At 62.1% G+C, this 21,075-nt stretch carries 19 protein-coding genes, 2 pseudogenes and 1 riboswitch; of the genes and pseudogenes, 6 read left to right on the forward strand and 15 right to left on the reverse strand.

The features are described 5' to 3' along the window. Positions 1-7: 7 nt before the first annotated feature. The 4 genes and pseudogenes from ACIPZH_RS06900 to ACIPZH_RS06915 form a co-directional block, all read right to left on the reverse strand. Positions 8-260, reverse strand: a pseudogene (locus tag ACIPZH_RS06900) (IS4 family transposase); the annotation flags it as partial. Between the two features lie 73 nt (positions 261-333). Beyond that, entirely contained in the window at positions 334-807 is a 474-nt protein-coding gene (locus ACIPZH_RS06905) for a type II toxin-antitoxin system HigA family antitoxin (protein ID WP_400624709.1), read from the reverse strand. Positions 808-848: 41 nt separating this feature from the next. Further along, positions 849-1,349, reverse strand: coding sequence for a type II toxin-antitoxin system HigB family toxin (locus ACIPZH_RS06910; protein WP_400635670.1), 501 nt, complete (start codon positions 1,347-1,349; stop codon positions 849-851). A 54-nt stretch (positions 1,350-1,403) separates the two neighbouring features. Continuing rightward, positions 1,404-3,701: a TonB-dependent siderophore receptor gene (locus tag ACIPZH_RS06915; RefSeq protein WP_400635671.1), complete on the reverse strand. Its 2,298-nt coding sequence runs from the start codon at positions 3,699-3,701 to the stop codon at positions 1,404-1,406. A gap of 140 nt (positions 3,702-3,841) precedes the next feature. Here ACIPZH_RS06915 and ACIPZH_RS06920 point away from each other — a divergent pair, with 140 nt between their 5' ends. Together ACIPZH_RS06920 and ACIPZH_RS06925 are read left to right on the forward strand one after the other, a co-directional pair. After that, positions 3,842-4,561 (forward strand): response regulator, encoded by a 720-nt coding sequence (locus ACIPZH_RS06920; RefSeq protein ID WP_400635673.1) that lies wholly within the window; start codon positions 3,842-3,844, stop codon positions 4,559-4,561. A gap of 1 nt (position 4,562) precedes the next feature. Beyond that, positions 4,563-5,930 (forward strand): ATP-binding protein, encoded by a 1,368-nt coding sequence (locus ACIPZH_RS06925; RefSeq protein ID WP_400635674.1) that lies wholly within the window; start codon positions 4,563-4,565, stop codon positions 5,928-5,930. A 140-nt stretch (positions 5,931-6,070) separates the two neighbouring features. On the opposite strand, the pseudogene ACIPZH_RS06930 reads toward ACIPZH_RS06925, so the two are convergent. The 6 genes and pseudogenes from ACIPZH_RS06930 to ahcY form a co-directional block, all read right to left on the reverse strand. Then, positions 6,071-6,215 (reverse strand): annotated as a pseudogene (locus ACIPZH_RS06930) (IS4 family transposase); the annotation flags it as partial. A gap of 122 nt (positions 6,216-6,337) precedes the next feature. Continuing rightward, positions 6,338-8,218, reverse strand: a complete 1,881-nt coding sequence (locus ACIPZH_RS06935) for a DEAD/DEAH box helicase (protein WP_400635675.1) — start codon at positions 8,216-8,218, stop codon at positions 6,338-6,340. Between the two features lie 216 nt (positions 8,219-8,434). Then, positions 8,435-9,223: an ABC transporter substrate-binding protein gene (locus ACIPZH_RS06940; protein WP_267820528.1), complete on the reverse strand. Its 789-nt coding sequence runs from the start codon at positions 9,221-9,223 to the stop codon at positions 8,435-8,437. Between the two features lie 76 nt (positions 9,224-9,299). After that, on the reverse strand, positions 9,300-10,376 hold the full coding sequence (locus ACIPZH_RS06945) for a hypothetical protein (protein WP_400635676.1): 1,077 nt from the start codon (positions 10,374-10,376) through the stop codon (positions 9,300-9,302). A gap of 93 nt (positions 10,377-10,469) precedes the next feature. Beyond that, positions 10,470-11,315 carry a methylenetetrahydrofolate reductase [NAD(P)H] gene (metF, locus tag ACIPZH_RS06950; protein ID WP_241804052.1) on the reverse strand — a complete coding sequence of 282 codons (846 nt, stop codon included), beginning with the start codon at positions 11,313-11,315 and terminating at the stop codon, positions 10,470-10,472. A 165-nt stretch (positions 11,316-11,480) separates the two neighbouring features. Further along, on the reverse strand, positions 11,481-12,890 hold the full coding sequence (gene ahcY / locus ACIPZH_RS06955; protein WP_046785039.1) for an adenosylhomocysteinase: 1,410 nt from the start codon (positions 12,888-12,890) through the stop codon (positions 11,481-11,483). Between the two features lie 20 nt (positions 12,891-12,910). After that, positions 12,911-13,007, reverse strand: a riboswitch (S-adenosyl-L-homocysteine riboswitch). A 179-nt stretch (positions 13,008-13,186) separates the two neighbouring features. On the opposite strand from ahcY, the gene ACIPZH_RS06960 reads away from it, so the two are divergent. Further along, positions 13,187-13,588 carry an acyl-CoA thioesterase gene (locus ACIPZH_RS06960; RefSeq protein WP_012312432.1) on the forward strand — a complete coding sequence of 134 codons (402 nt, stop codon included), beginning with the start codon at positions 13,187-13,189 and terminating at the stop codon, positions 13,586-13,588. Between the two features lie 169 nt (positions 13,589-13,757). Here ACIPZH_RS06960 and ACIPZH_RS06965 read toward each other — a convergent pair whose 3' ends face one another. Further along, positions 13,758-14,993: a sodium:proton antiporter gene (locus ACIPZH_RS06965; RefSeq protein WP_267820536.1), complete on the reverse strand. Its 1,236-nt coding sequence runs from the start codon at positions 14,991-14,993 to the stop codon at positions 13,758-13,760. Between the two features lie 202 nt (positions 14,994-15,195). Between ACIPZH_RS06965 and ACIPZH_RS06970 the strand changes: the two genes are divergently transcribed. Both ACIPZH_RS06970 and ACIPZH_RS06975 read left to right on the forward strand, forming a co-directional pair. After that, complete coding sequence (locus tag ACIPZH_RS06970) at positions 15,196-16,029, forward strand: EamA family transporter (RefSeq protein ID WP_267820538.1); 834 nt, start codon at positions 15,196-15,198, stop codon at positions 16,027-16,029. A 25-nt stretch (positions 16,030-16,054) separates the two neighbouring features. Then, complete coding sequence (locus tag ACIPZH_RS06975; RefSeq protein WP_241804049.1) at positions 16,055-16,441, forward strand: MAPEG family protein; 387 nt, start codon at positions 16,055-16,057, stop codon at positions 16,439-16,441. 48 nt (positions 16,442-16,489) lie between these two features. Here ACIPZH_RS06975 and ACIPZH_RS06980 read toward each other — a convergent pair whose 3' ends face one another. Then, positions 16,490-17,641, reverse strand: a complete 1,152-nt coding sequence (locus tag ACIPZH_RS06980) for a murein transglycosylase A (RefSeq protein ID WP_241804048.1) — start codon at positions 17,639-17,641, stop codon at positions 16,490-16,492. A gap of 115 nt (positions 17,642-17,756) precedes the next feature. Between ACIPZH_RS06980 and ACIPZH_RS06985 the strand changes: the two genes are divergently transcribed. Beyond that, complete coding sequence (locus tag ACIPZH_RS06985; protein ID WP_241804047.1) at positions 17,757-18,203, forward strand: cytochrome c; 447 nt, start codon at positions 17,757-17,759, stop codon at positions 18,201-18,203. A gap of 56 nt (positions 18,204-18,259) precedes the next feature. Here ACIPZH_RS06985 and ACIPZH_RS06990 read toward each other — a convergent pair whose 3' ends face one another. The 3 genes from ACIPZH_RS06990 to ligB all read right to left on the reverse strand — a co-directional run bounded on the left by ACIPZH_RS06990 (position 18,260) and on the right by ligB (position 21,014). After that, positions 18,260-18,655, reverse strand: coding sequence for a DUF1090 domain-containing protein (locus tag ACIPZH_RS06990; RefSeq protein WP_241804046.1), 396 nt, complete (start codon positions 18,653-18,655; stop codon positions 18,260-18,262). A 127-nt stretch (positions 18,656-18,782) separates the two neighbouring features. Beyond that, positions 18,783-19,178, reverse strand: a complete 396-nt coding sequence (locus ACIPZH_RS06995) for a DUF1090 domain-containing protein (protein WP_241804045.1) — start codon at positions 19,176-19,178, stop codon at positions 18,783-18,785. 132 nt (positions 19,179-19,310) lie between these two features. Next, positions 19,311-21,014, reverse strand: a complete 1,704-nt coding sequence (gene ligB, locus ACIPZH_RS07000; protein ID WP_400635679.1) for an NAD-dependent DNA ligase LigB — start codon at positions 21,012-21,014, stop codon at positions 19,311-19,313. Positions 21,015-21,075: the final 61 nt, after the last annotated feature.

The raw sequence follows: 21,075 nt of genomic DNA on the forward strand, positions 1-21,075 counted from the left end.
ATGCTGTTCACTTAAGCGGAGCAGCCTTGCGCTCCACCTGATACCGGGGTTTGAAAAATCTTCACCGTCCCAGGCCTTCCTGGGCTTGGGCGGTGATCCAGAAACATCCCCGCATCACCTCCCCGTAACTCAGCCAACCTCTTGCCCGTAGCCGATAGCGATGTACTGGAAGGCGGGTTTGAGCGTATGTCCGATGGTGTTCGACCAAAGGCGATTGCGGCTTGGCTGGCCTCCCGGCGGATGATGTTGTAAGCCGGCAGTGAACAGCATTACACCGAAAGGTTGGCCTTTTGGGTTTGGCTTTTACTGAGCGGCACCACCCTTTCTTCTCTGTCACACCACCCCATGCATGAAGAACTCGACCGGTACGCTGAAAAACTCAGCAAAGCCCTTTATCTGCGCGACCGTCATCTTTCGCTTGTTGTTCAGAATCTCGGATACTGCGCTCTGGGTCGCTATCGCCGACAGGTCCTTCTGCTTCACGCCCCTGTCCGCTAGCAGAAAGGCCAACGCTTCGGCCTGGCTCGCGAACGGCACCAATACAGAGTCACTTTCATACGCGTAGACGCGGTCCGCTACCATCTCCGCAAAACGTGCCGCAGCGTGGCCTTCGCTGTCCGCGTGGGAGTAGAGCTCGTCGATCAATGCCATGCGTGCCTCAAGCTCGGCATCGTCCTTGATGGGGTCATGGCAGGCGGCCAGAAGCTGGGCCATGGTTGCCATCTGAGTGTTCAGGCCATCGAGCATGGGTGAAATATTAGCGATGAAGGCATCTAGTCCATTGGCTTCGACTTTATCCCGCTTCATGTTGTCACCTGTCGAATTGAAATAGGGCGCGGCCCAGGTTGCTACCTGATATCGCTTCTGCACCATTTGTCGTACTCGGCGTGCGACAGAATGGCCTTGATGTAGAGAGTGCCCGTTCGCGCATTGAGCCACGCGATCAGGCGGCATTCGTTTTTCTTGATATCGAACACGTAGATATCAAGCGGCCCTTTGCGGCTGGCGGGCCTGAGTCTTGAGTGGGGGATGCGATCAACATTCCAGCCAGACACAGTGGCCCACGTCTGCCTCAATTGTTCAAAAGATTCAAACCGCAACGTCGCCCTGTCAAAGGTCGTCAGCCACAGGCTAAGGGGCGCTTTCCACTGGCCGTGGGCTTCAATCGCCCTGGTAACCGCCGCTTTCATTATGACCCGTATTGTGTTGTCCCGGCGCACCCACATTGGGTGGAAAAAATCTCGGATCCATATATCTGCCAACCAGATATCTGGGTCGCGATGCACGTTGACCTGGCGATCGCCAATGGATTGATGCCCGTCAAACGACGGGCTGGGCGAGGATTGCAACAGCTTTGAGAGCCCGTTGGAGAAGCCGATTGATCCAGGGCAAGCTGGGCTTGATCAGAACGCGGTGCTTACCGTCAGCGACAGATTACGCGGGTCGCCGTAGATGGCCCCGGCATAGAACCCGTATTGGGTGTAGTAGTGTTTGTCGAACAGGTTGTTGGCGTTGAGGCTGACGCTGGTGTCGTCGGTCAGCTGGTACTTGGCCATGGCATTCCAGATGGCATACCCGGACCAGTTCACGTCGGTGGCACCATTACTCACACCGTTGGTGGGCTGGCCAGCCGGGCTGGAGATGGCGCGGATGTTGGTCTGCGCAGTCACGCCGGCACCCAGTGTCAGGCGGTCGAGCGGGCCGCTCAGGCGGTACGTGGTGGAGGCCTTGAACAGGTGCGACGGGTCGCTGCGGCCGTCGCTGTCGACGCGGCGCAAGTGTAGGTAGGTGTAACCGGCGTAGACGTTCCAGTTCGGGGTCAGGGCGCCTGCGACTTCCAGATCGATACCGTCGGTTTCCTGCCCGGAACCGGCCTTGTAGGCGCTGTCGCCGGTCGGGGTGGTCAGGTCGCCGTCCAGCACGGCCTTGTTTTCCTGCTTGGTGCGAAAGTAGGCCGCCGAGGCGTTCAGGCGACCATCGAACCACTCACCCTTGATACCTGTTTCGTAGCTTTGCCCACGAATCGGCTCGACCTTGCTGCCGCTGCTGGTTTCAGAGGTTTGCGGCGTGAAGATATCGGTGTAGCTGGCATACACCGAGTAGTTGTCGCTGAGGTCATAAACCGCGCCCAGGTAGGGGGTGACGATGCCGTTTTCTTCCTGGCTGGTGCGCTCGCCGGCCACGCTGCGGGTGACCGAAGAATAGTTGCTGGTGCGCACGCCAACGATCACCGACAACGGGTCGGTAATGCTCAGGCGGGTGGCGGCGTACATGCCCTGCAGGCGGGTGGTGGTCTTGCTGTGAAGGCCGGTGCGCGAGGCGACGAGGTCATAGTCGTCATCCACGCCATTGTGCCAGTCGGTCACTGGAAAGCCGTTGTTGGCGCGGAACTGGCAGCCCAGTGCAGGCGCGCTGGTCATGCTGTCACCGACCATGGTGCAGGAGTACTGGGGTGACCAGCCGACGGTGCGGCTGTCGTTGTAGCCGACCATGGCCTGGTGGGTGCGGCCGAGCAGCTGGAACGGGCCAGACAGGTCGATCTGCGCCGACTGCTGAGTGGTGTCGCTGGAGCTGTGCAAACCGTTCAGTACGGCGCCGCTGCCGTCCTGGTCCCAATAGCCACCGTAGCTGCCGCGTCCTGCCGAGTTCACCTTGGCAAGGCCCCGGTGGTTCAGGGCTTCGGTGGTGGCCTGGGCGGCTTTCAGGTCCAGGGTCCAGTCGTTGTCGAAGCGGTGCTCTAGCGAGCCGAACGCAGTGCGGGTGGTGTATTCGCCAAAGCTCCAGCTGGGCACCACGTTGGTGCTGCGCGGCAAGTCGGTCTTGCTGCCATCGCGGTACCAGATCGGGATATTCGCCCCCCAGCCGCCGCCCACGACCTTGCTGTATTCATACTGGTAACCGGCGCCCAGGGTAGTGGCGTCGTCCAGGTCGAACTCGAAATTGGCCAACGCGGCGCGCAAGCGCTCTGACTGGTTGTCACGGAAGGAGTTGGCATCCTGCTGGGTCATCACGAAACGCGAGCGCAGGCGGCCATCTTCGGATAGCGGCAGGTTCAAGTCAGCACCCAGACGACGCTTGTCCCAGCTGCCGTAGGTGGCATAGGCGCTGCCGCCGAAGGTTTTGGTCGGTGCCTTGCGGATCAGGTTGACGGTGGCCGAGGGGTCGCCGGTGCCGCCCAGCAGGCCGTTGGCGCCGCGCACGATGTCGATGCGTTCATACAGGTCCATGTTCAGCGCATTACCGCTGCCACTGAAATCGGAGCCGCCCTGGGTCTGCAGGCCATCGACCTTCCAGTTGCTGATCGAGTAACCACGCGCGCGGTAGTCGGTGCGCCCACCCACCTCGGACTTGTTGGCCGTTACACCTGGGGCGGTTTCCAGTGCCTGCTCGATAGTGTGGATATCGCGGTCATCCATCTGCTGGCGGGTGATGGTGGTAACCGATTGCGGTGTCTGCCGTGGCGTCAGTGCCAGGCCTGTGGAGCTACGGGTGCTCTCGACCGTGTAGCCCAACTGGCCGGCGTCGTCGGCAGGCATCAATGCGCTGTCTTCGATTTGCGTGGCCTCCAGTACAAGGGGCTTGCCGTCGGCAGCCATTGCCCCACCGCTGATGGCGACGGCAACGCAGAAGGCCAGCGGCTTGAAGCGACTGCCACTTTGACTGGAGGGAGTGAACGCTGTCGGGATGCTCTTGGGATTCATTTGGGAAGGCTTCGTATTTGCAGATGATTTTTTGTTAGGATTCTAGGGATCAGCCCTCCGGGCTCCAGACCCGACATGTACGGGGATGTAATTGAACGTAACGAGCGCCACCGGCCCTCACCGAACAGGTGTTTTTCTGCATGAGCACGACCCTGCTGGTTGTCGATGATGACGACGAGATCCGTGAACTTCTTTCTGATTACCTGACCGATGCCGGCTACAACGTGCTGTCCGCAGCCGACGGTGAACAGATGCGCGACCAGCTGGCCCAGCACAAAGTGGAACTGGTGGTGCTCGACCTGATGCTGCCGGGTGAAGATGGCCTTAGCCTGTGCAGGCAGCTGCAGGCCACCCCCGGGGTGGCGGTGATCATGCTGTCAGCCAAGGGCAGCACGCTGGACCGCATCATCGGCCTGGAAGTGGGCGCCGACGACTATCTGGCCAAGCCCTTCGAACCACGCGAACTGATCGCCCGGATCAAAGCCGTACTACGTCGTCCGCAACGCCTGGGCACCTGTGCCGAAGAACCCGTGGTGGAGGCCCAGCTGTTCGCAGGCTTTCGCCTGGAACACGCCAAGCGCCTGCTCGCCGGCCCGGATGGCGAGACCCTGACCCTGCCGCGCTCCGACTACCGCGTGCTGCGCGAACTGCTGGAAGCCAACAACCGTGTGGTCTCCCGTGACCAACTGACCCGTAGCGCGTTCGGCCGCGACCACCTGCCCGACGACCGCTCGGTGGACATGTGCGTCAGCCGCCTGCGCCAGCAGCTGCGCCGGGCGCCGGCGGGGGCCGCGCAAATCCTGACCATCCGCAACGAAGGCTACCTGCTGAGTATCGCCACCCTCGCGGCCGGTGCCTGACATGCGCTGGTTTCACCGGCTGTGGCCACGCACCTTGTTTGGTCAGCTGCTGCTGATCATGGTCAGTGGCACGCTGGTGATCCAGTTGATGTCGAGCAGCATCTGGTTCGATGTGCGTTTCGCCCAGGCGCTAGAGGTGCCCGTGCGACTGGTTGCTGCACGCAGCGCCGCCCTAATTGCCCAAGCCGACTGTCAGGGCGGTACATTGCAGGCGCCAGCCCACTACCAGCTTCGCTGCGTCGAAAGCCTGCCTGCGCAAGAGCATGACGAGCGCCCTGGGCGCAGGCGGGTCGAGCTGTTGCTGCAGCAGGCCCTGAAGTACGAACTGGGGCATGCCCAGGACGTGCGCCTGATGAACGTGCAACTCACCGACGAACTGGGCCAACCGATCGTCTGGCGCAGCCTGTTCGGCCTGCGCACGGCCCAGGCGCATATCCAGTTCGCGGTGCCGCTGGCCGATGGGCACTGGCTGACCATTGCGGGCCAGGAACTGCAGGGCTGGAGCGGCGAGTCGGCGTGGTTGCTGATCAGCGATTATCTGCTGCGGGTGTATGCGCTGCGTATCGTCGCCGTATTGCTGGTGTGCCTGGTTGCCGTGCGCCTGTGCCTGCGCCCGTTGCGGCGCCTGGCCGATGCTGCACGCGGCCTGGGCAGTAACCTCGAACAGCCTCCCCTGGCACTGGATGGCCCGGAGGAAGTGCGCCAGGCGGCGCAGGCGTTCAACGCCATGCAGCAGCGGCTGATTGCCATGGTCAACGACAAGGCCTACTTCCTGGCCGCCGTGTCTCACGACCTGCGCACCCCACTGACTCGCATGCGCCTGCGACTGGAACGCTTACCCGATGACGAACACCGCCAGCGCCTGCGGCAGAACATCACGCAGATGGACGATATGATCGGTCAGGTTCTGGATTACCTGCGTGCCGGAGAGCAGCAGAACTTGCAGCAGGTGGATCTGGACCGGCTGGTGACGCGCCAGTGTGCGGACCTGGCGACTGACCAGGAACCACTGCCCGTGCACGGCCGGGTGAACAGCCTGCGGGGTGATGCCCTGCTGCTGCAGCGCTGCCTGCAGAACTTGTTGGTCAATGCGTTGCGTTATGCCAAGGATGTTTCTGTCACGCTGGAGCGAACCACCACAGGGGTATTTATCCACATCGACGACCGCGGGCCAGGGATTTCGCCAGCGCTGCTGCCGACCATTACCGACCCGTTCGTGCGCGGTGAGGGGTCGCGTAGCCAGGCATCCGGGGGATATGGGCTAGGGCTGAGCATTGCCCAGCGGATCGCAGCCAGCCATGGGGGTGAGCTGATGCTGTCGAACCGAGCCGGTGGCGGGTTACGGGTCAGCCTGCTGCTCCCCGCCTAAAGGCTGATCCAGAGGCCGGCGTGTGAGCGTCTTTTACCGATTACCCAGGTTTTCCGTTCCCTGCGTTTGCCTACCCATGCCTGGTCATCCTGCCTGCGATGGCCCCATGAAACACGCCGTGGCTCCCGCACCTCCCAGTGCTCGCTTGGCAGGCGCCGCCGCTGGATGGTGGCTTGCGCCGAGAGGTTGAGGCACTGGCAACCCACCCACAGGAATATTCTGGGTGAAAGTGCTGAGGTCGGAGAAGTTGAAGAGATCGCCGAGGTCGAGCGACTGCTGCTCAATGGGCATAAAAAATCCGATACCAGGGGGCTGGTATCGGATTCTCTAGAAACCCCGGCTTGGACCCAAATGCTCAAGTGAACAGCATTCGCTCCATGGCGCGGCGTTGTTATTTGCCAGCAGCGTTAGCCGCCTTTGCGGGTCAACAACGCAGGCCGCTCACCACGTGGGCGGCTTGGCAGGTCGTCCAGTTGCTCAGGCGTTGGGAAACGGTCGAGCTTGGACTCCTTGCGGATGATCACAGGCTGGTTTTGCGGCTCTCGCGAGCTACGTACGGCAGGTTCCTGACGGGATGCGTCGTCACGGCCGCTCGAACGGTTGCGGCCAGCACCTTTGCTGTCGCGGCGCGCCTCACCACCCTTGTTATTGCGCGGCGGGCGTTTCTCACCACTGGCGCTGCGCGGCTGGCTGCCGTTACGCCCTTGGCCACCACCACTGTTGCTGCGCCCAGGGTTGGGCTGGGCCTGACCCGCTCCGGCACCAGCACCAGGGCGACGGTTGCGGCCCTGATTCTTGGCATTCTGGTAGGGGCTGACGTAGTCGGCACGGTTACCGAAATTGTCGATTTCGTCGTCCAGGAATTCATCCGGTGCACGGTCGGCCGGTACTTTCGGCACACTGTTCTGGCTGGCCTGCTGTTGGCGCGGCTTCTTGTCGCGCGGCTTGCGCGGCTGTTGCTTGTCGGCGGACTTCTCCTTGTCGGCAGCCGGCTGCTTGGCCTTGCCTTTATCCTTGCCCTTGTCCTTGCGACCGCTGCTGCCGTCTTTGCTACCGTCACCACGGGCCTGCTGGTTACGGCCGCCGCGACCGTTGTTCTGCGGCCGTTCACGCACCTCAGGTTTCTCGGCTTCTACCTGGCTTGAGTCAAAGCCCATCAGGTCGCCATCAGCGATTTTCTGCCGGGTAACGCGCTCGATGCTCTTGAGCAGCTTTTCTTCATCCGGCGCGACCAGGGAGATAGCCTCGCCCGAGCGGCCGGCACGGCCGGTGCGGCCGATACGGTGAACGTAGTCTTCCTCGACATTGGGCAGCTCGAAGTTGACCACATGTGGCAGCTGGTCGATGTCCAGGCCACGGGCGGCAATGTCGGTGGCGACCAGTACGCGTACGGTGTTGGCCTTGAAGTCGGCCAGGGCCTTGGTCCGAGCGTTCTGGCTCTTGTTGCCGTGGATGGCGGCGGCGCTCAGGCCGTGCTTTTCCAGGTACTCGGCCAGGCGGTTGGCACCGTGCTTGGTACGGGTGAACACCAGCACCTGCTCCCAGGCGCCGAGCGTGATCAGGTGGGCCAGCAGCGCGCGCTTGTGGCTGGCGGGCAGGCGGTAGACCCGCTGTTCGATACGCTCGACGGTCGTGTTCGGCGGGGTGACCTCGATGCGCTCCGGGTTGTGCAGGAGCTTGTCGGCCAGGTCAGTGATGTCTTTGGAGAACGTCGCCGAGAACAGCAGGTTCTGCCGCTTGCTCGGCAGGCGGGCAAGGACCTTCTTGACGTCGTGGATGAAGCCCATGTCGAGCATGCGGTCGGCTTCGTCGAGGACCAGGATTTCCACGTGGGCCAGGTCGACGCGGCCTTGGCCTGCCAGGTCCAGCAGGCGGCCCGGGCAGGCCACCAGCACATCGACACCCTTGGCGATGGCCTGGATCTGAGGGTTCATGCCAACGCCGCCGAAAATGCAGGCACTGACCAGTGGCAGGTCGCGAGCGTAAACCTTGAAGCTGTCGTGAACCTGAGCCGCCAGTTCGCGGGTCGGGGTCAGGACCAGCACGCGCGGTTGGCGAGGGCCATGGCGCTGTGATTTGTCCGGGTGACCTGCCGGGAACAGGCGCTCAAGGATCGGCAGGGCGAAACCGCCGGTTTTACCTGTACCTGTCTGTGCGGCGACCATCAGGTCGCGGCCTTGCAACACGGCGGGAATCGCCCGCTGTTGCACCGGAGTCGGCTGGGTATAGCCCGCAGCCTCGATAGCGCGGACGAGTGCCTCGGAGAGACCGAGGGAAGCAAAGGACATGGGCAATCCTGTTCTGTGGGGGCTGGGCCCGTAGGGATATTCTGCCTGGCGCGACGGGCATCGGTGGGATGCGATCGCGTCCGGTCCAGCTGGGCTTTCACTGCGCATCCGGAAAACGGCGTGAGGACGCAAGCTGCGTCGGTGCCGATCGGGATGCCTGTTGCGAGGCCGAGCGTCCGGGCGTGAGCCGGGCGGGAAGGCCCGAGTATAACAGAGCTATCGCTGTGTGCTGCTTTCCTGCTGCTCAACGGTGTGAGGAAGGTGGCCGGTGCTGCCGATATAGCGTTCGATTATCGCTAGGTAGGCGGGCTCCTCCTTGAAGCGCCGCAGCTCTTCGGAAAACGCCAGTGCCAAGGCATCGCGGCCAGGCTTGCGCGCCAGCCCCAGGTATTGCGCTTGACGGCTGATGACCAGTGGCAGTTCTTCTACCTGCTGCTCGAGGCCGAGATGGCGGCGCAGGTAGCGCCCGACCAGGCGATCGGTGATCAGCAGATCGATGCGCCCGAGCACCAGCTTGCCAAAATTGGCTTCGTGGCTTGGCGCCGCTTCACGGCGAAAGCCTGATGCGTCGTTGAACTGCGCGCCATAGGCATAGCCCGGTGAGGTGCCGACCGTCAGGTCGGTGAGGTCGCTCATTTGGTTGACGGTATGGCGACGATGGCTGGATTGATACAGCACGAATTCGACATCCGACATGGGCTCCAGCGGGTAGACCATGTAGGCCTGGCGCGAGTCCACTTTGAAGATGTCCATGACCCCATCGGCCTGGCCATGTTCGATCATGCTCAGGCATCGCTTCCAGGGCATGAACTCCCACTCCAGCTCGATACCCAGGCGCCGGAATACTTCAGTGGTCACTTCGTAATCTATGCCTTGGGGCTGGCCGTTGTGCTGGTACACATAAGGTGCCCAGTCGTCGGTAACCAGGCGCAGGCGTTCGGCCTGCGCCATGGGGCTCAGGCAGGCGAGCAGCAGGATGCAGTAGAAACGGACGATGAACGGCATAACGCGAGATTACGCGCTCGGCTCTGGTAAGGCCAGTTGCAGGCGCTGAGACAGCACCTTAGGGGAAATCGCACGCTCAAAGTTTTGTGGACTGCAGCAGATACGCTTCGATGTCCTTGCGCTGGGCTCCGAGCGAGAGGCGCAGGCATGGATGACGCAGGCATTGGCGTAACTGTTCCGGCTCCATCGGCCCATAGCGGTCGTTGAGATTCTGCAGTGCCTTGTCCCACCAGGCAGGCGCACAGGCGCGGTCGAATTCGTTGGGGTAGGCGTAGCTGCCATACAACAATTCGCGGGCAAACTGGCGTTCGCGGCTGGGCAGGGTCAAGCTCATGGCCTTGTAACCCAGGCGTTGCAAGGTTGGCGGGCGCGGCAGCTGGTCGTTCACCAACAGCACGTCGGCCAAGGCGGCAGCGCTCAGTGGCTGGGCTTCGTGCTTGCGCAGCCAAGCCTGGATCTTGGCCCGGAACTGGGCTTTGCGGCTCCAGTAGTGGTGGATTACATCGGTGCATTCAGCCAGCGCCAACGTGCGGTAGGCAGCAACCGCCAGGCAGAACTCTTCCAGCGTATAGGCCGTGGGAACCAGGGGGTGGAATTCGTCCATCATCGCAATCGAGTGGTCCAGGATCCCCGCATCTTCGGCGGCCAGGCCAATCACGCCGGAGTTGACCATAGGCATCTGGCAGTCTGCCAAGCCACGCGCTTGAAGGAGGGGCTGCAGGTTCTGGTAGAGCAGGCACGTGCGATTCTCGCCGTAGCGCCCGCCGATCGCGTTGCACAGCAGGCTGCCGGGTTTGACCCGCTGGAACAGTGTCAGCGGCGACTTGCGGAAAAATGTGTCGGTGTCGATCAGGACGGCCCGCGGATGTTGCTGGAGTACTTGGCGCAACACGACGTGCTTGCTGCGGAAATGGTACCCGTGAGGTTCGTTCCAGGCCTTGCGGGTTGCCTCATCGAGCAGATGGACCGTGACCGGCAGCTGGGCATAGGGCTGCGGATTATCGGTATAGACCTGAATGTCCATGGCTTGGCCTGCGGACGTGCCCAGGTGGGCCAGTGCGCTGACGATGCTGAAGCAGGCTTCCTGGTGATAGGTGGCAGGGCCGAAGGCCAGATAGACCAGCTGAGGGCGCGAGGGCGTGAGAGGTTGCATGGCTGGCAAGACTCGATTGAACCAGAAAAAGTTAAGGCTTTAGTCTATGACTAGAGCCTTAAGCATTTCTGAACGAGATCTTGCCAAAAAATTTCAGCGAGGCAGCTTCAGGTTGTTCCAGATCGCCAGGCTCGGCTCTGCCTGGTTCAGGGTGTAGAAATGCAGGCCCGGTGCACCGCCTTGCAGCAGTTGTTCGCACATGTGGCTGATGACTTCTTCACCGAAGGCCTGAATGCTGGCGGCATCGTCGGCATAGGCTTCCAGCTGTTTGCGGATCCAGCGCGGGATTTCAGCGCCGCAGGCGTCAGAGAAACGCGCCAGCTTGCTGTAGTTGGTGATCGGCATGATGCCGGGCACTACCGGAATATCCACGCCCAGCTTCTGTGCGCGCTCGACAAAGTAAAAATAGCTGTCGGCATTGAAGAAGTACTGGGTGATGGCGCTGTCGGCACCGGCCTTGACCTTGTGGACGAAGTTGGCAAGGTCGGCTTCGAAGTGGCGTGCCTGCGGGTGCATTTCCGGATAGGCAGCCACTTCCAGGTGGAAGTGATCACCGGTTTCCTGGCGGATGAACTCGACGAGGTCGCTGGCGTAGCGCAGCTCGCCGCTGGCCATGCCCATGCCAGAGGGCAGGTCACCACGCAGGGCGACGATACGCTTGATGCCTGCCGTCTTGTATTCGGCCAGCAGGGCGCGCAGCTCGTCTTTGGTATCGCCGACGCACGACAGATGCGGTGCGGCAGGCACCTTCACTTCGTTCTCCAGCTGCAGCACGGTGTTCAGCGTGCGGTCGCGCGTCGAGCCCCCGGCACCGTAGGTGCAGGAGAAGAAGTCCGGATTGTAGGTGGCCAGTTGGCGGGCGACGCCCATCAGCTTTTCATGACCGGCATCGGTCTTGGTCGGGAAAAATTCGAAACTGTAGCGGCGTTCTTGTGACATCACTCGTTCCTCAAGCAGCAAGCTGCTAGCGGCAAGCTGCAAGTAAAAGCCAGATCGGTGATGGCCGATCTGGCTTGGCATCGTTCAAGATCGTGGGTGCTGGAGCTGCAAGCGGCAATGGCACTGTCTGCCTTTTCTTGCCGCTTGCCGCTTCAAGCTTGCCGCTTAGTAGCGGTAAGCGTGCGGCTTGAACGGGCCTTCGACAGTCACGCCGATGTAGTCGGCCTGCTGCTGGGTCAGCTTGGTGACCACGCCGCCGAAGCCGCGGACCATTTCCAGGGCCACTTCTTCGTCGAGCTTCTTGGGCAGCACTTCAACGGTCAGGCGCTCAGCTTTCTTCTCGGCCGACAGGTCAGCGAACTTCTGCTCGAACAGGAAGATCTGGGCCAGTACCTGGTTGGCGAACGAACCGTCCATGATGCGGCTTGGGTGGCCGGTGGCATTGCCCAGGTTCACCAGGCGGCCTTCGGCCAGCAGGATCAGGTAGTCATCGTTCTGTGGGTCGAAGTCGCCAGCGCCGGTGCGGTGGATCTTGTGGACCTGCGGTTTGACCTCTTCCCATGCCCAGTGCTTGCGCATGAAGGCGGTGTCGATCTCGTTGTCGAAGTGGCCGATGTTGCAGACTACGGCGCGCTTCTTCAGGGCCTTGAGCATGTTGGCGTCGCAGACGTTGACGTTACCGGTGGTGGTGACGATCAGGTCGATCTTGCCCAGCAGGGCCTTGTCGATGCTGGCTTCGGTGCCGTCGTTGATACCGTCGATGAACGGCGAGACCAGCTCGAAGCCGTCCATGCATGCCTGCATGGCACAGATCGGGTCAACTTCGGTGACCTTGACGATCATGCCTTCCTGGCGCAGCGACTGCGCAGAACCCTTGCCCACGTCACCGTAGCCGATGACCAGGGCCTGCTTGCCCGACAGCAGGTGGTCGGTACCGCGCTTGATGGCATCGTTCAGGCTGTGACGGCAGCCATACTTGTTGTCGTTCTTGCTCTTGGTGACCGAGTCGTTGACGTTGATGGCCGGGACCTTCAGCTCGCCTTTGGCCAGCATGTCCAGCAGGCGGTGCACGCCGGTGGTGGTTTCTTCGGTGACACCGTGGACGCGGTCCAGCACGGCCGGGTACTTCTTGTGCAGCAGCTCGGTCAGGTCGCCGCCGTCGTCGAGGATCATGTTGGCGTCCCATGGCTGGCCATCCTTGAGGATGGTCTGCTCCAGGCACCACTCGTACTCTTCCTCGGTTTCACCTTTCCAGGCGAACACCGGGATGCCGGCAGCAGCGATGGAGGCAGCGGCCTGGTCCTGGGTGGAGAAGATGTTGCACGACGACCAGCGCACTTCGGCACCCAGGGCAACCAGGGTTTCGATCAGCACGGCGGTCTGAATGGTCATGTGGATGCAGCCCAGAATCTTCGCACCTTTGAGCGGCTGCTCAGCGAGGTATTTGCGACGCAGGCCCATCAGGGCAGGCATTTCCGATTCGGCGATGATGGTTTCGCGACGACCCCAGGCGGCCAGGGAGATGTCTGCGACTTTGAAATCGGTAAAACCTGCAGGCGTGTTTACAGCGCTCATGAGAGCCTCCATTCGTAGTGTGCGAATGGGCGCCGTTGTGCGTTCAGCGTCCGCGGGAGCGGACAACGCCCCATCCGAGCCTGACAGGATGACCCTGCTGCAGCGCCCCTCGGACAGGTGGCGGGCATGGCACCGCGGCGGGTGGCCATGTGAATCGGCGCAGATTATAGCCTTGGCGGGAGTCTTCGCCCAAGGTTTTCTGTCGATTAATCGCGACGATAGTCGATGATCAATGGAGCGGCGCGGGCCGCTCTGCCATCATTACCGTACGTTAGCCAAGCAGGTCAGGAGTACAGATGAACTTTCACACCCGCAAATGGGTAAAACCCGAAGACCTCAACCCCAACGGCACGCTGTTCGGCGGCAGCCTGTTGCGCTGGATCGACGAAGAGGCGGCGATCTACGCCATTGTCCAATTGGGCAACCAGCGCGTGGTGACCAAGTACATGTCGGAGATCAACTTCGTCAGTGCCTCGCGCCAGGGCGACATCATCGAGCTGGGCATCACTGCCACCGAGTTCGGCCGCACCTCGATCACCCTCAAGTGTGAAGTACGCAACAAGATCACCCGCAAGAGCATCCTGACCGTCGACAAGATGGTCTTCGTCAACCTGGGCGAGGATGGCCAGCCGGCGGCCCATGGGCGGACCGAGATCAAGTATGTTCAGGACCAGTTTCCGGACAGCGCCGTAGAGTGACGTGCTAGGGCTGCTGCGCAGCCCATCGCCGGCAAGCCGGCTCCCACCGCGACCGCGTAGTTCTTCAGGCCTGCGCTGTGCCTGTGGCAGCAACTTGCTCAATCTCTAAAAGCCGGCGCAACCCATGTGGGGCTTGCCGGCGAAAGGGCCGTACGGCGAGCCCGGGTTTTCAGGGTTGTGCGCTGACCTTGCGCACCACCCGCCCGATGCTCAAGCCTTGTACCAGGATCGACGACAGCACCACGATGTAGGTGATCGAAAGCAGCAGGTCACGCTCCTCGCCCAACGGCAGCGACAATGCCAGCGCCACCGATACCCCCCCGCGCAAGCCGCCCCAGGTCAGGACCCGTATGGTGCCCTTGGGCACACTACGCCAGCGGCGCAGCAACAGGATCGCAGGGGCCACGGTCAGCAGCCGCGACAGCAGCACCGCCAGCGCCAGCACACCGCCAGCCGCCAGGTGTAGCCAGTTGAACGGCAGCAGCAACAGCTCCAGGCCGATCAGGGCGAAGAGCAGGGCGTTGAGCATGTCGTCGATCAACTCCCAGAAACCGTCCATGTAGCGACGGGTCATGTCGTTCATCGCCAGGTTGCGCCCCAGGTTGCCGATGATCAGCCCGGCCACCACCATCGCGATCGGTGCCGAAACATGCAGCTCGTAGCACATGGCCGAACCACCGATGACCAACGCCAGGGTCAGCATGACCTCGACCTGGTACTGCTCGACGCTCTTGATCATGCGGTAGGTGGCGTAACCGAGCAGCCCGCCAAACACCGCGCCGCCAATGGCTTCGCGGGCGAACAGGATCGCCGTGTCCGTCATGCCTGGCGTTTCACCCAGTTCGATGATGCCCAGCAGCACGGTGAACACCACCACGGCGGTGCCGTCGTTGAACAGTGATTCGCCGACGATGGTGGTCTTCAGTGGTTTGGAGGCGTTGGCGGTGCGCAGGGCCCCCAGCACCGCGATCGGGTCGGTGGGCGAGATCAGTGCACCGAACAGCAGGCAGTAGATCAGTGGCACCTGCCAGCCGAACATCGCGAACACCCAGTGCGCCAGAAAGCCGATCATCACGGTGGCGATCAGTACGCCGAGCGTTGCCAGCAGCCCGATCGGCCAGCGGTAGCTGCGCAGATCGGTGAGGTTGACGTGCAGGGCACCGGCGAACAGCAGAAACGCCAGCATCCAGTGCATCAACAGGTCATTGAAGTCGATCTGGTTCATCAGCCCTTCGACGCGTTCTTCAAGGCCAGGGAAGCCGATCAGGCTCAGGCCCTGCAGTATCAGCGAGAACAGCAATGCCGTGACCATCACGCCGATGGCAGGTGGCAGGCCGATAAAGCGGTAATTGACGTAGGTGAGGAGTGTGGTGAGGCAGATAAACGCAGCGACTAATTCAAGCATCCCAAATCCTGTAACAGTGGCTTCCAAGTCGTAACCCGAATGGCTCGGGCAGTTCTTTGATGACCTGGCGAGGGACTCGGGACACAGTTTTCGACCTGATTGGCTGGATTCGTTCCACTTTCGATACAGAACTGCTTCGCACCCCACGCTCCCATCAACGCTATATATTCACAGGCTGATAACGTCACAAGGACCTGAAGGCGTGCTGGCAACTTCCCTGGTATTGATCGCGGCCTTACTGCACGCGACCTGGAACACCCTGATCAAATTCAGTGGCGAGCGCTTGCTGGTGATCGCCAGCATGGACTCGGTAGCCCTGGCCTTTGCCGTGCTCGCAGTGGCTTTCGTCGACCTGCCGCCTGCCCAGGTCTGGCCTTGGCTGATCGCTTCGGCATTGGCAGAGCAGTTGTACCGATTTCTGTTGATTCAGGCTTATCGAGTGGGCGATCTGGGGCTGGTCTATCCTCTGATGCGTGGCTTGTCACCGCTGGTGGTACTGGGGCTGACCCTGGCGTTCGCCGGCGAGTCGCTCAGCGAACGGCAGATCATCGGCATATTGCTGATCCCCTGTGGCATGGCGTGCCTGCTGTGGCAGGGAGGTGGCGGGGACCGTCTGCCCTGGTCGATGCTGCCGGTAGTGGCGCTGATCGGCCTGTGCATCGGTTGCTACACCTGGTTCGACGGGCAGGCCGTGCGGTTGTGGGGCAAGCCCTGGGACTACCTGGTATGGCTGACCCTGCTCAGCGCCTGGCCGTTTCCGCTGCTGGCCGGTGTGGCACGGCGGGGGCCGTTCGTGCTGTTCTGGCGCACCCAGTGGCGCTTGGGGTTGGCCGTGGGCTTTTGCGTGCTGTTCAGCTATGCGCTGGTCTTGTGGGCCATGCATCTGGGGTCGGTGGCCGAGGCGGCGGCCTTGCGCGAGCTGAGCGTCATCTTGGTGGTGCTGCTGGGCATGCGCTATTTGAAAGAACCTTTTGGCGGCCCGAGACTCCTAGCTTGCGGGCTGGTACTGGCAGGCATGCTGGTGATGAAGCTCTAACCTGACGACTGAAGGAGTCCTGTCCATGACCGTTGCCCTGTGGTGCATCCTGATCGCATTGTTCCTACCACCGCTCTGCGCCTTGATCGCCAAGGTCAGCAGTGGCCGCTTCGGCTTGAAGGACAATCACGACCCGCGCGCCTTCCTCGACACGCTGTCGGGCCTGCCACGGCGTGCCCATGCCGCGCAGCAGAACAGCTATGAAGCGTTCCCGGCGTTTGCCGCGGCGGTGCTGGTGGCCGATATCGTCGGCAATGCCGAGCAGGTGACGCAGGACGTGCTTGGGGTCTTGTATATCACCAGCCGGCTGCTCTACATCATCTGCTATCTGGCCGACTGGGCGGCATTGCGCTCGCTGGTGTGGTTCACCGGGGTGGCGCTGATCGTGTCGTTCTTCGTTGTCTCAGCCTGAAGCCGGCGGCACTGCTCGCGGCTAAACCGCGAGCAGTGCAGCCATCGGTCAAAGGACTTTAGGCACGTCAGGCAGCGGCTTGCCTTTTGGCCAGAGCATCCATATCTGCCCCTGCTGCTTCATGTTCCCTGCCAGTTCGCCGGCCTCAGGCCCGGTGCCCCAGAATAGATCGGCACGGACTTCGCCTGTAATCGCGCCACCCGTATCCTGAGCGCCCACCGGCCGAACCACCGGTGTGCCGTCCGGGCGCGTGGTGGACAGCCAAAGCAGGCTGCCCAGTGGAATGACCTTGCGATCGATGGCCACGCTGTAGCCCGCGGTGAGGGGTACGTTCAATGAACCGCGCGGGCCTTCGTTGCTGGCGGGGCGGGTGCTGAAGAACACATAACTGGGGTTGCTCGCCAGCAATTCAGGCACCCGCTGCGGATTGGCCTCAGCCCAGGCATGGATGGCGCCCATGCTCACGTCTTCCTTCTTCAATTGGCCTTGCTCGATCAGCCAGCGACCGATCGGCCGGTACGGGTGCCCGTTCTGGTCGGCGTAGCCCAGGCGCAATTGACTGCCATCTTCCAGCTGTACCCGGCCTGAGCCCTGGATCTGCAGAAACTGCAGGTCCATCGGGTCGGTCAGCCATGCCAGTACCGGTGCCTTGACGCCGTCCCGGTAGATCACTTCAGCGGTGTCATAGGGCTTGAGTACGCGGCCATCGAGGCGACCTCGCAGGCGCTTGCCCTTCAGTTCCGGGTAAACGCTGGCCAGGTCGACCACGATCATGTCATCCGGGATGCCGTACACCGGTACCTGAGCCGCGTCGGTGCGCGTCAGGCTGCCGGGGTAGACCGGTTCGTAGTAACCGGTGATCAAGCCATTGGCATTGTTCTCGGCCGAGCGCAGGCCATAGACCTGCAATTGCGCCTGCAGGAACGCGCGCACTTGGGTCGCCTCCAGGGCAATGGGCTGTGCTGCTTCGCACGTGGCGGCCCATACCGGGTCCCGCTTGAGTTTTTCACAACCAGTGCGCCAGGCGTTGAAACCTGCGAGCAGGTCGCTGTCGCTGACGCTGGGCAGGTCATCCCAGGCCGCAGGGGTGTAGGTAGCGACGGCGTGGGGTTCGGGCTTGGCGGTTTCGCCGCCGTTGCAGCCGGCCAGCAAGGCCAGGGCCGGCAGCGCCCAGGCGAGATGGCGCAGAGCAGATTTCATGGTTGCATCCTTGGAGGGCAGCACGTGGTTGCTGCCCATAGTGTTCGTAAGGGTATTGGTCTTTGCACGGCAGGCGAGGATACTGTTGGCCCTTTCCTCTGCCAATGTGACCGTGATGTTCAAATGTTTCACCGCCATCCTGCTGGTCAGCCTGTCCCTGGTAGCCTGCGACCGTGTCGATCCTAACTCACCCCTGGGGCAGCGCAAGGCGATCTTCAAGCAGATGCTCAAGACCAGCGAGGACATGGGGGGCATGCTGCGCGGGCGGTTGCCGTTCGATGGCGAGAAATTTTCAGCGGGTGCGGTGAAGCTCGATAGCCTGGCCCATGCGCCATGGCAGCATTTTCCGCAGGTGAAGGATGCTGGCGACAGCAGTGCGCGGCCCGAGGTCTGGGAGCGCCAGGCGCGCTTTCATGACTTGGCGCAAGCGTTGGAAGGGGTGACGGGCGAGTTGCTGGCGGTAACACGCAAGCAGCCGCTGGATGCCGCGATGCTCAAGGCACCTATGGACAAGGTCGAGGCAGCCTGCAAGGCCTGCCATACAGAGTTCCGTAATCATTGATGCGCCAGCCAGGGGGCTGCAGGCTGCTGGCTGACGCACGAAACTGAAGCCTCAGATCACTTGGCCAATTCGGCTTTGGCGTCTTCGAGTTCTGCTTTGGATTCGGCCAGTTTCTGCTCACGCTTGGCGATTTTGCTGGGATCGCCTTTCGCCTGTGCCTGCTTCAGGTCTGCTTCGCGCTCCTGGACTTCTGCTTCGGCTTTGCGCACTTTCTGTTCACGCTCTTCTTTCAAGCCAGCATCGGTGCAGTGCTCGGTGTTCTCCTGCAGGGCCTTTTCCAGGCCGCGAATCTCACCCGAGTTATTGTGCGCCCGGGCATATTGCAGCTGGTTTTCGATAGCGCTGCGCTTGGCGGCGCATCCGGTCAGGCCAGGCGTCGGCTGTGCTGCTTGGGCGGCGGCTGCGCTCAAGCCCAGAACAGCCAGCATGACTACGGAAGAAACGACTTTCATGGGAGCCTCCTTGTAGGGGCATATGGCAGTAAGCGCTGCAATGGTGCCCATTCCCCAATACCTAGTGAACCCTTCGGTTGGTAACTTCAGAAAAGTCCTACAAGCCAAGTTGACTGGAAACTGGCTGTCAACGCTCCAGATCGTCGACGGCCTCTTGCAACTCCTTTTTCGCCTCGGCAAGTTTGTCTTTGCGCTTGTTGATGCGCTCCGGGTCGCCCTTCTTCATGGCCTTGTCCAGGTCCTTGGTGCGCTGGTTGACCTCGTGCCGGGCCTCGAGCACTTTCTGCTCGCGCTCTTTACGCAAGCCGGCTTCGGTGCAGTTCGCGTCAACTTCGCTCAGGGCTTTTTCCAGGCCGGCTTGCTGCTCGCTGTTGTTGTCAGCCTTGGCCTGCTCGATCTGTTCGCTGATTGCCTTACGCTTGGCGGCGCAGCCGGTCAGGCCTGTTTGTTCTTCGGTGGGCTGCGCGGCGTGAGCCGACAGAGCGAACGTTACCAGCAGGAAAAGGGTAGAAATACGCTTCATCAAAAAGCCTCCTGAACGGGGCGGGGCAGCAAAAAGTGGGGAAATCCTGCCTTGGTTTTGCCTATTTTTAAACCCTTGTTGGTTTTTTCAGGCTGGGATTGGGGAACATTACCCGTACGCCTTGCCCATGAACTATTGCGAACCAAGGTCCGCTGCCCCGTCAAAACCATCGATCCCACGTGCCCCCAGTACAGCGGCTATCCGTTGTACCTGTTCGTGGTTGAAAAAGTTCGCGAGCTGATTGGCCCGTGTTGCGCCAATGCCCGGCAGGGCTTGCCAATCGCGGGCAGACCGGCTGGCCAGCCTTTGCCAGTTCTCGTCCTGTGGCACCTGGCCCGGCGCCGGTACGCCCAACCCTTTGCGCCACTGAGCGAAAGGCCTGTCGCGACCACTGTCGAAACGGCGTTGAAGCTGCACGGCGGTTTTCCCGCTGATGCCCGGCACCGAGAGCAGTTGCTGGGCATCGAGCGTCAACCAGTCCGTCAGCGATGTCACCAGCCCTGCCTGCACCAGCCGCGTCCAGGTGCCCTTGCCGGTGCCTGGCATGGCCAGCCCCTGCTTGCCAGTGAGCCAGACGAGGCGGGCGATGAACTGCTCGTGGCAGCCATCGCTGGCTTGCCAGCAACTGTGTGGGCCGTACTGCTGTGCTTCAGGTACAGGCAATGCCTGGCGCTCGACGGCGCGGTGGACCACTTGCTCGAAGCGTGGAATGGTCAGGCCGGCGAGGCTGATCGCAACCTGATCGCCTGGGCGAATGTCGAGTGCCTGCCAGCGAGCAAGGGACCCAAGGCTGACCTGGCTGATCCGGCGATCATCCAATGTGACCGGTTTGAGCCTGAGCAACGGCGTGACTTTGCCCGTGCGGCCGATCAGAAAGCGCACCTCTCGTACCTCTGCCAGCGCTTGGGCGAAGGGGTATTTCCAGGCGGCGATCCAATAGGGGGCGTTGGCCTGCCAGCGATCGGCTGGGGGGCGGGAGTCCTGTCGCAGAATCACGCCGTCGGTGGCGAAGGGCAGCGGTGAGCGATACCAGTGCAGGCGCCAGTGGCTAGCCTCCTCGGGGGTGGCGATAGCGGTGCTGAAATGCTGACTGTCGGTGAACCCCCAGGCCGCAAGCTGTGTGAGGCGCTCGCCCTGGTTGTCCGGCCCGTGCGGCCAGTCCCAGACGAACAGGCCGACGCTCGCACCCCGTTCAGGGCCAAGCTGCTTGCGCGCCAGCATCCCGGCCACGGTCCCACGCGCGTTGCTGCTGCCTGCTTGAGCTTGCACGTGCGCTTGCAGGCGCAGGTACAACTCGCCTTGCAGTACGACGTCCCGTGGCTCTGGCAATTGCCCAGTGATATTGCCCAGGTCCTTGATGTGGCGGCTCCAGTCATGCCCCTGCAGGCCATCACCACGGCTGAGCAGCTGTACCAGCCGGCCTTGGCGGTAGACCAGTGTAACCGCCACGCCATCGACCTTCGGCTGCACCCACACGCCCTTCTTACCGGCCATCCAGCGTGCAACGGCAGCCTCGTCGGGGAGCTTTTCGACGCCGGTGTGGGCCACGGGGTGGGCAATGGGGCCGCGTGCGCTGGCCAGCGGGCTTGGGCCTGTGGATGGCTGGCCAAAGCACTGTTGCAGGTGCAGCAGGTGGTGCCGGGCCTGGTCGTAGAGCTCATCGGCCACCAGCGCTTTACCCTGGCGGTGGTAGTGGTCGTCCCAGTTGGCCAGGGTTGCGCGAAGTTGTGCCATTTCGGTTCTGGCTTGCTGGGCACTCCAGTCCGGACAGTGGCCGGCTTGAGCGATGGACGTGTGCAGCAGCAACAGGGCTGCGAGGCGCGGGAGCAGTGACATGGCCAGCATCCTTGCGTGGCGGAGTGGAGTGCTCAGGCTAGGCAAGCGGGGCGCAGGTCGG

The organism is Pseudomonas sp. NPDC089758, from assembly GCF_044748705.1.
GTDB classification, from domain to species: Bacteria; Pseudomonadota; Gammaproteobacteria; order Pseudomonadales; family Pseudomonadaceae; genus Aquipseudomonas; species Aquipseudomonas putida_X.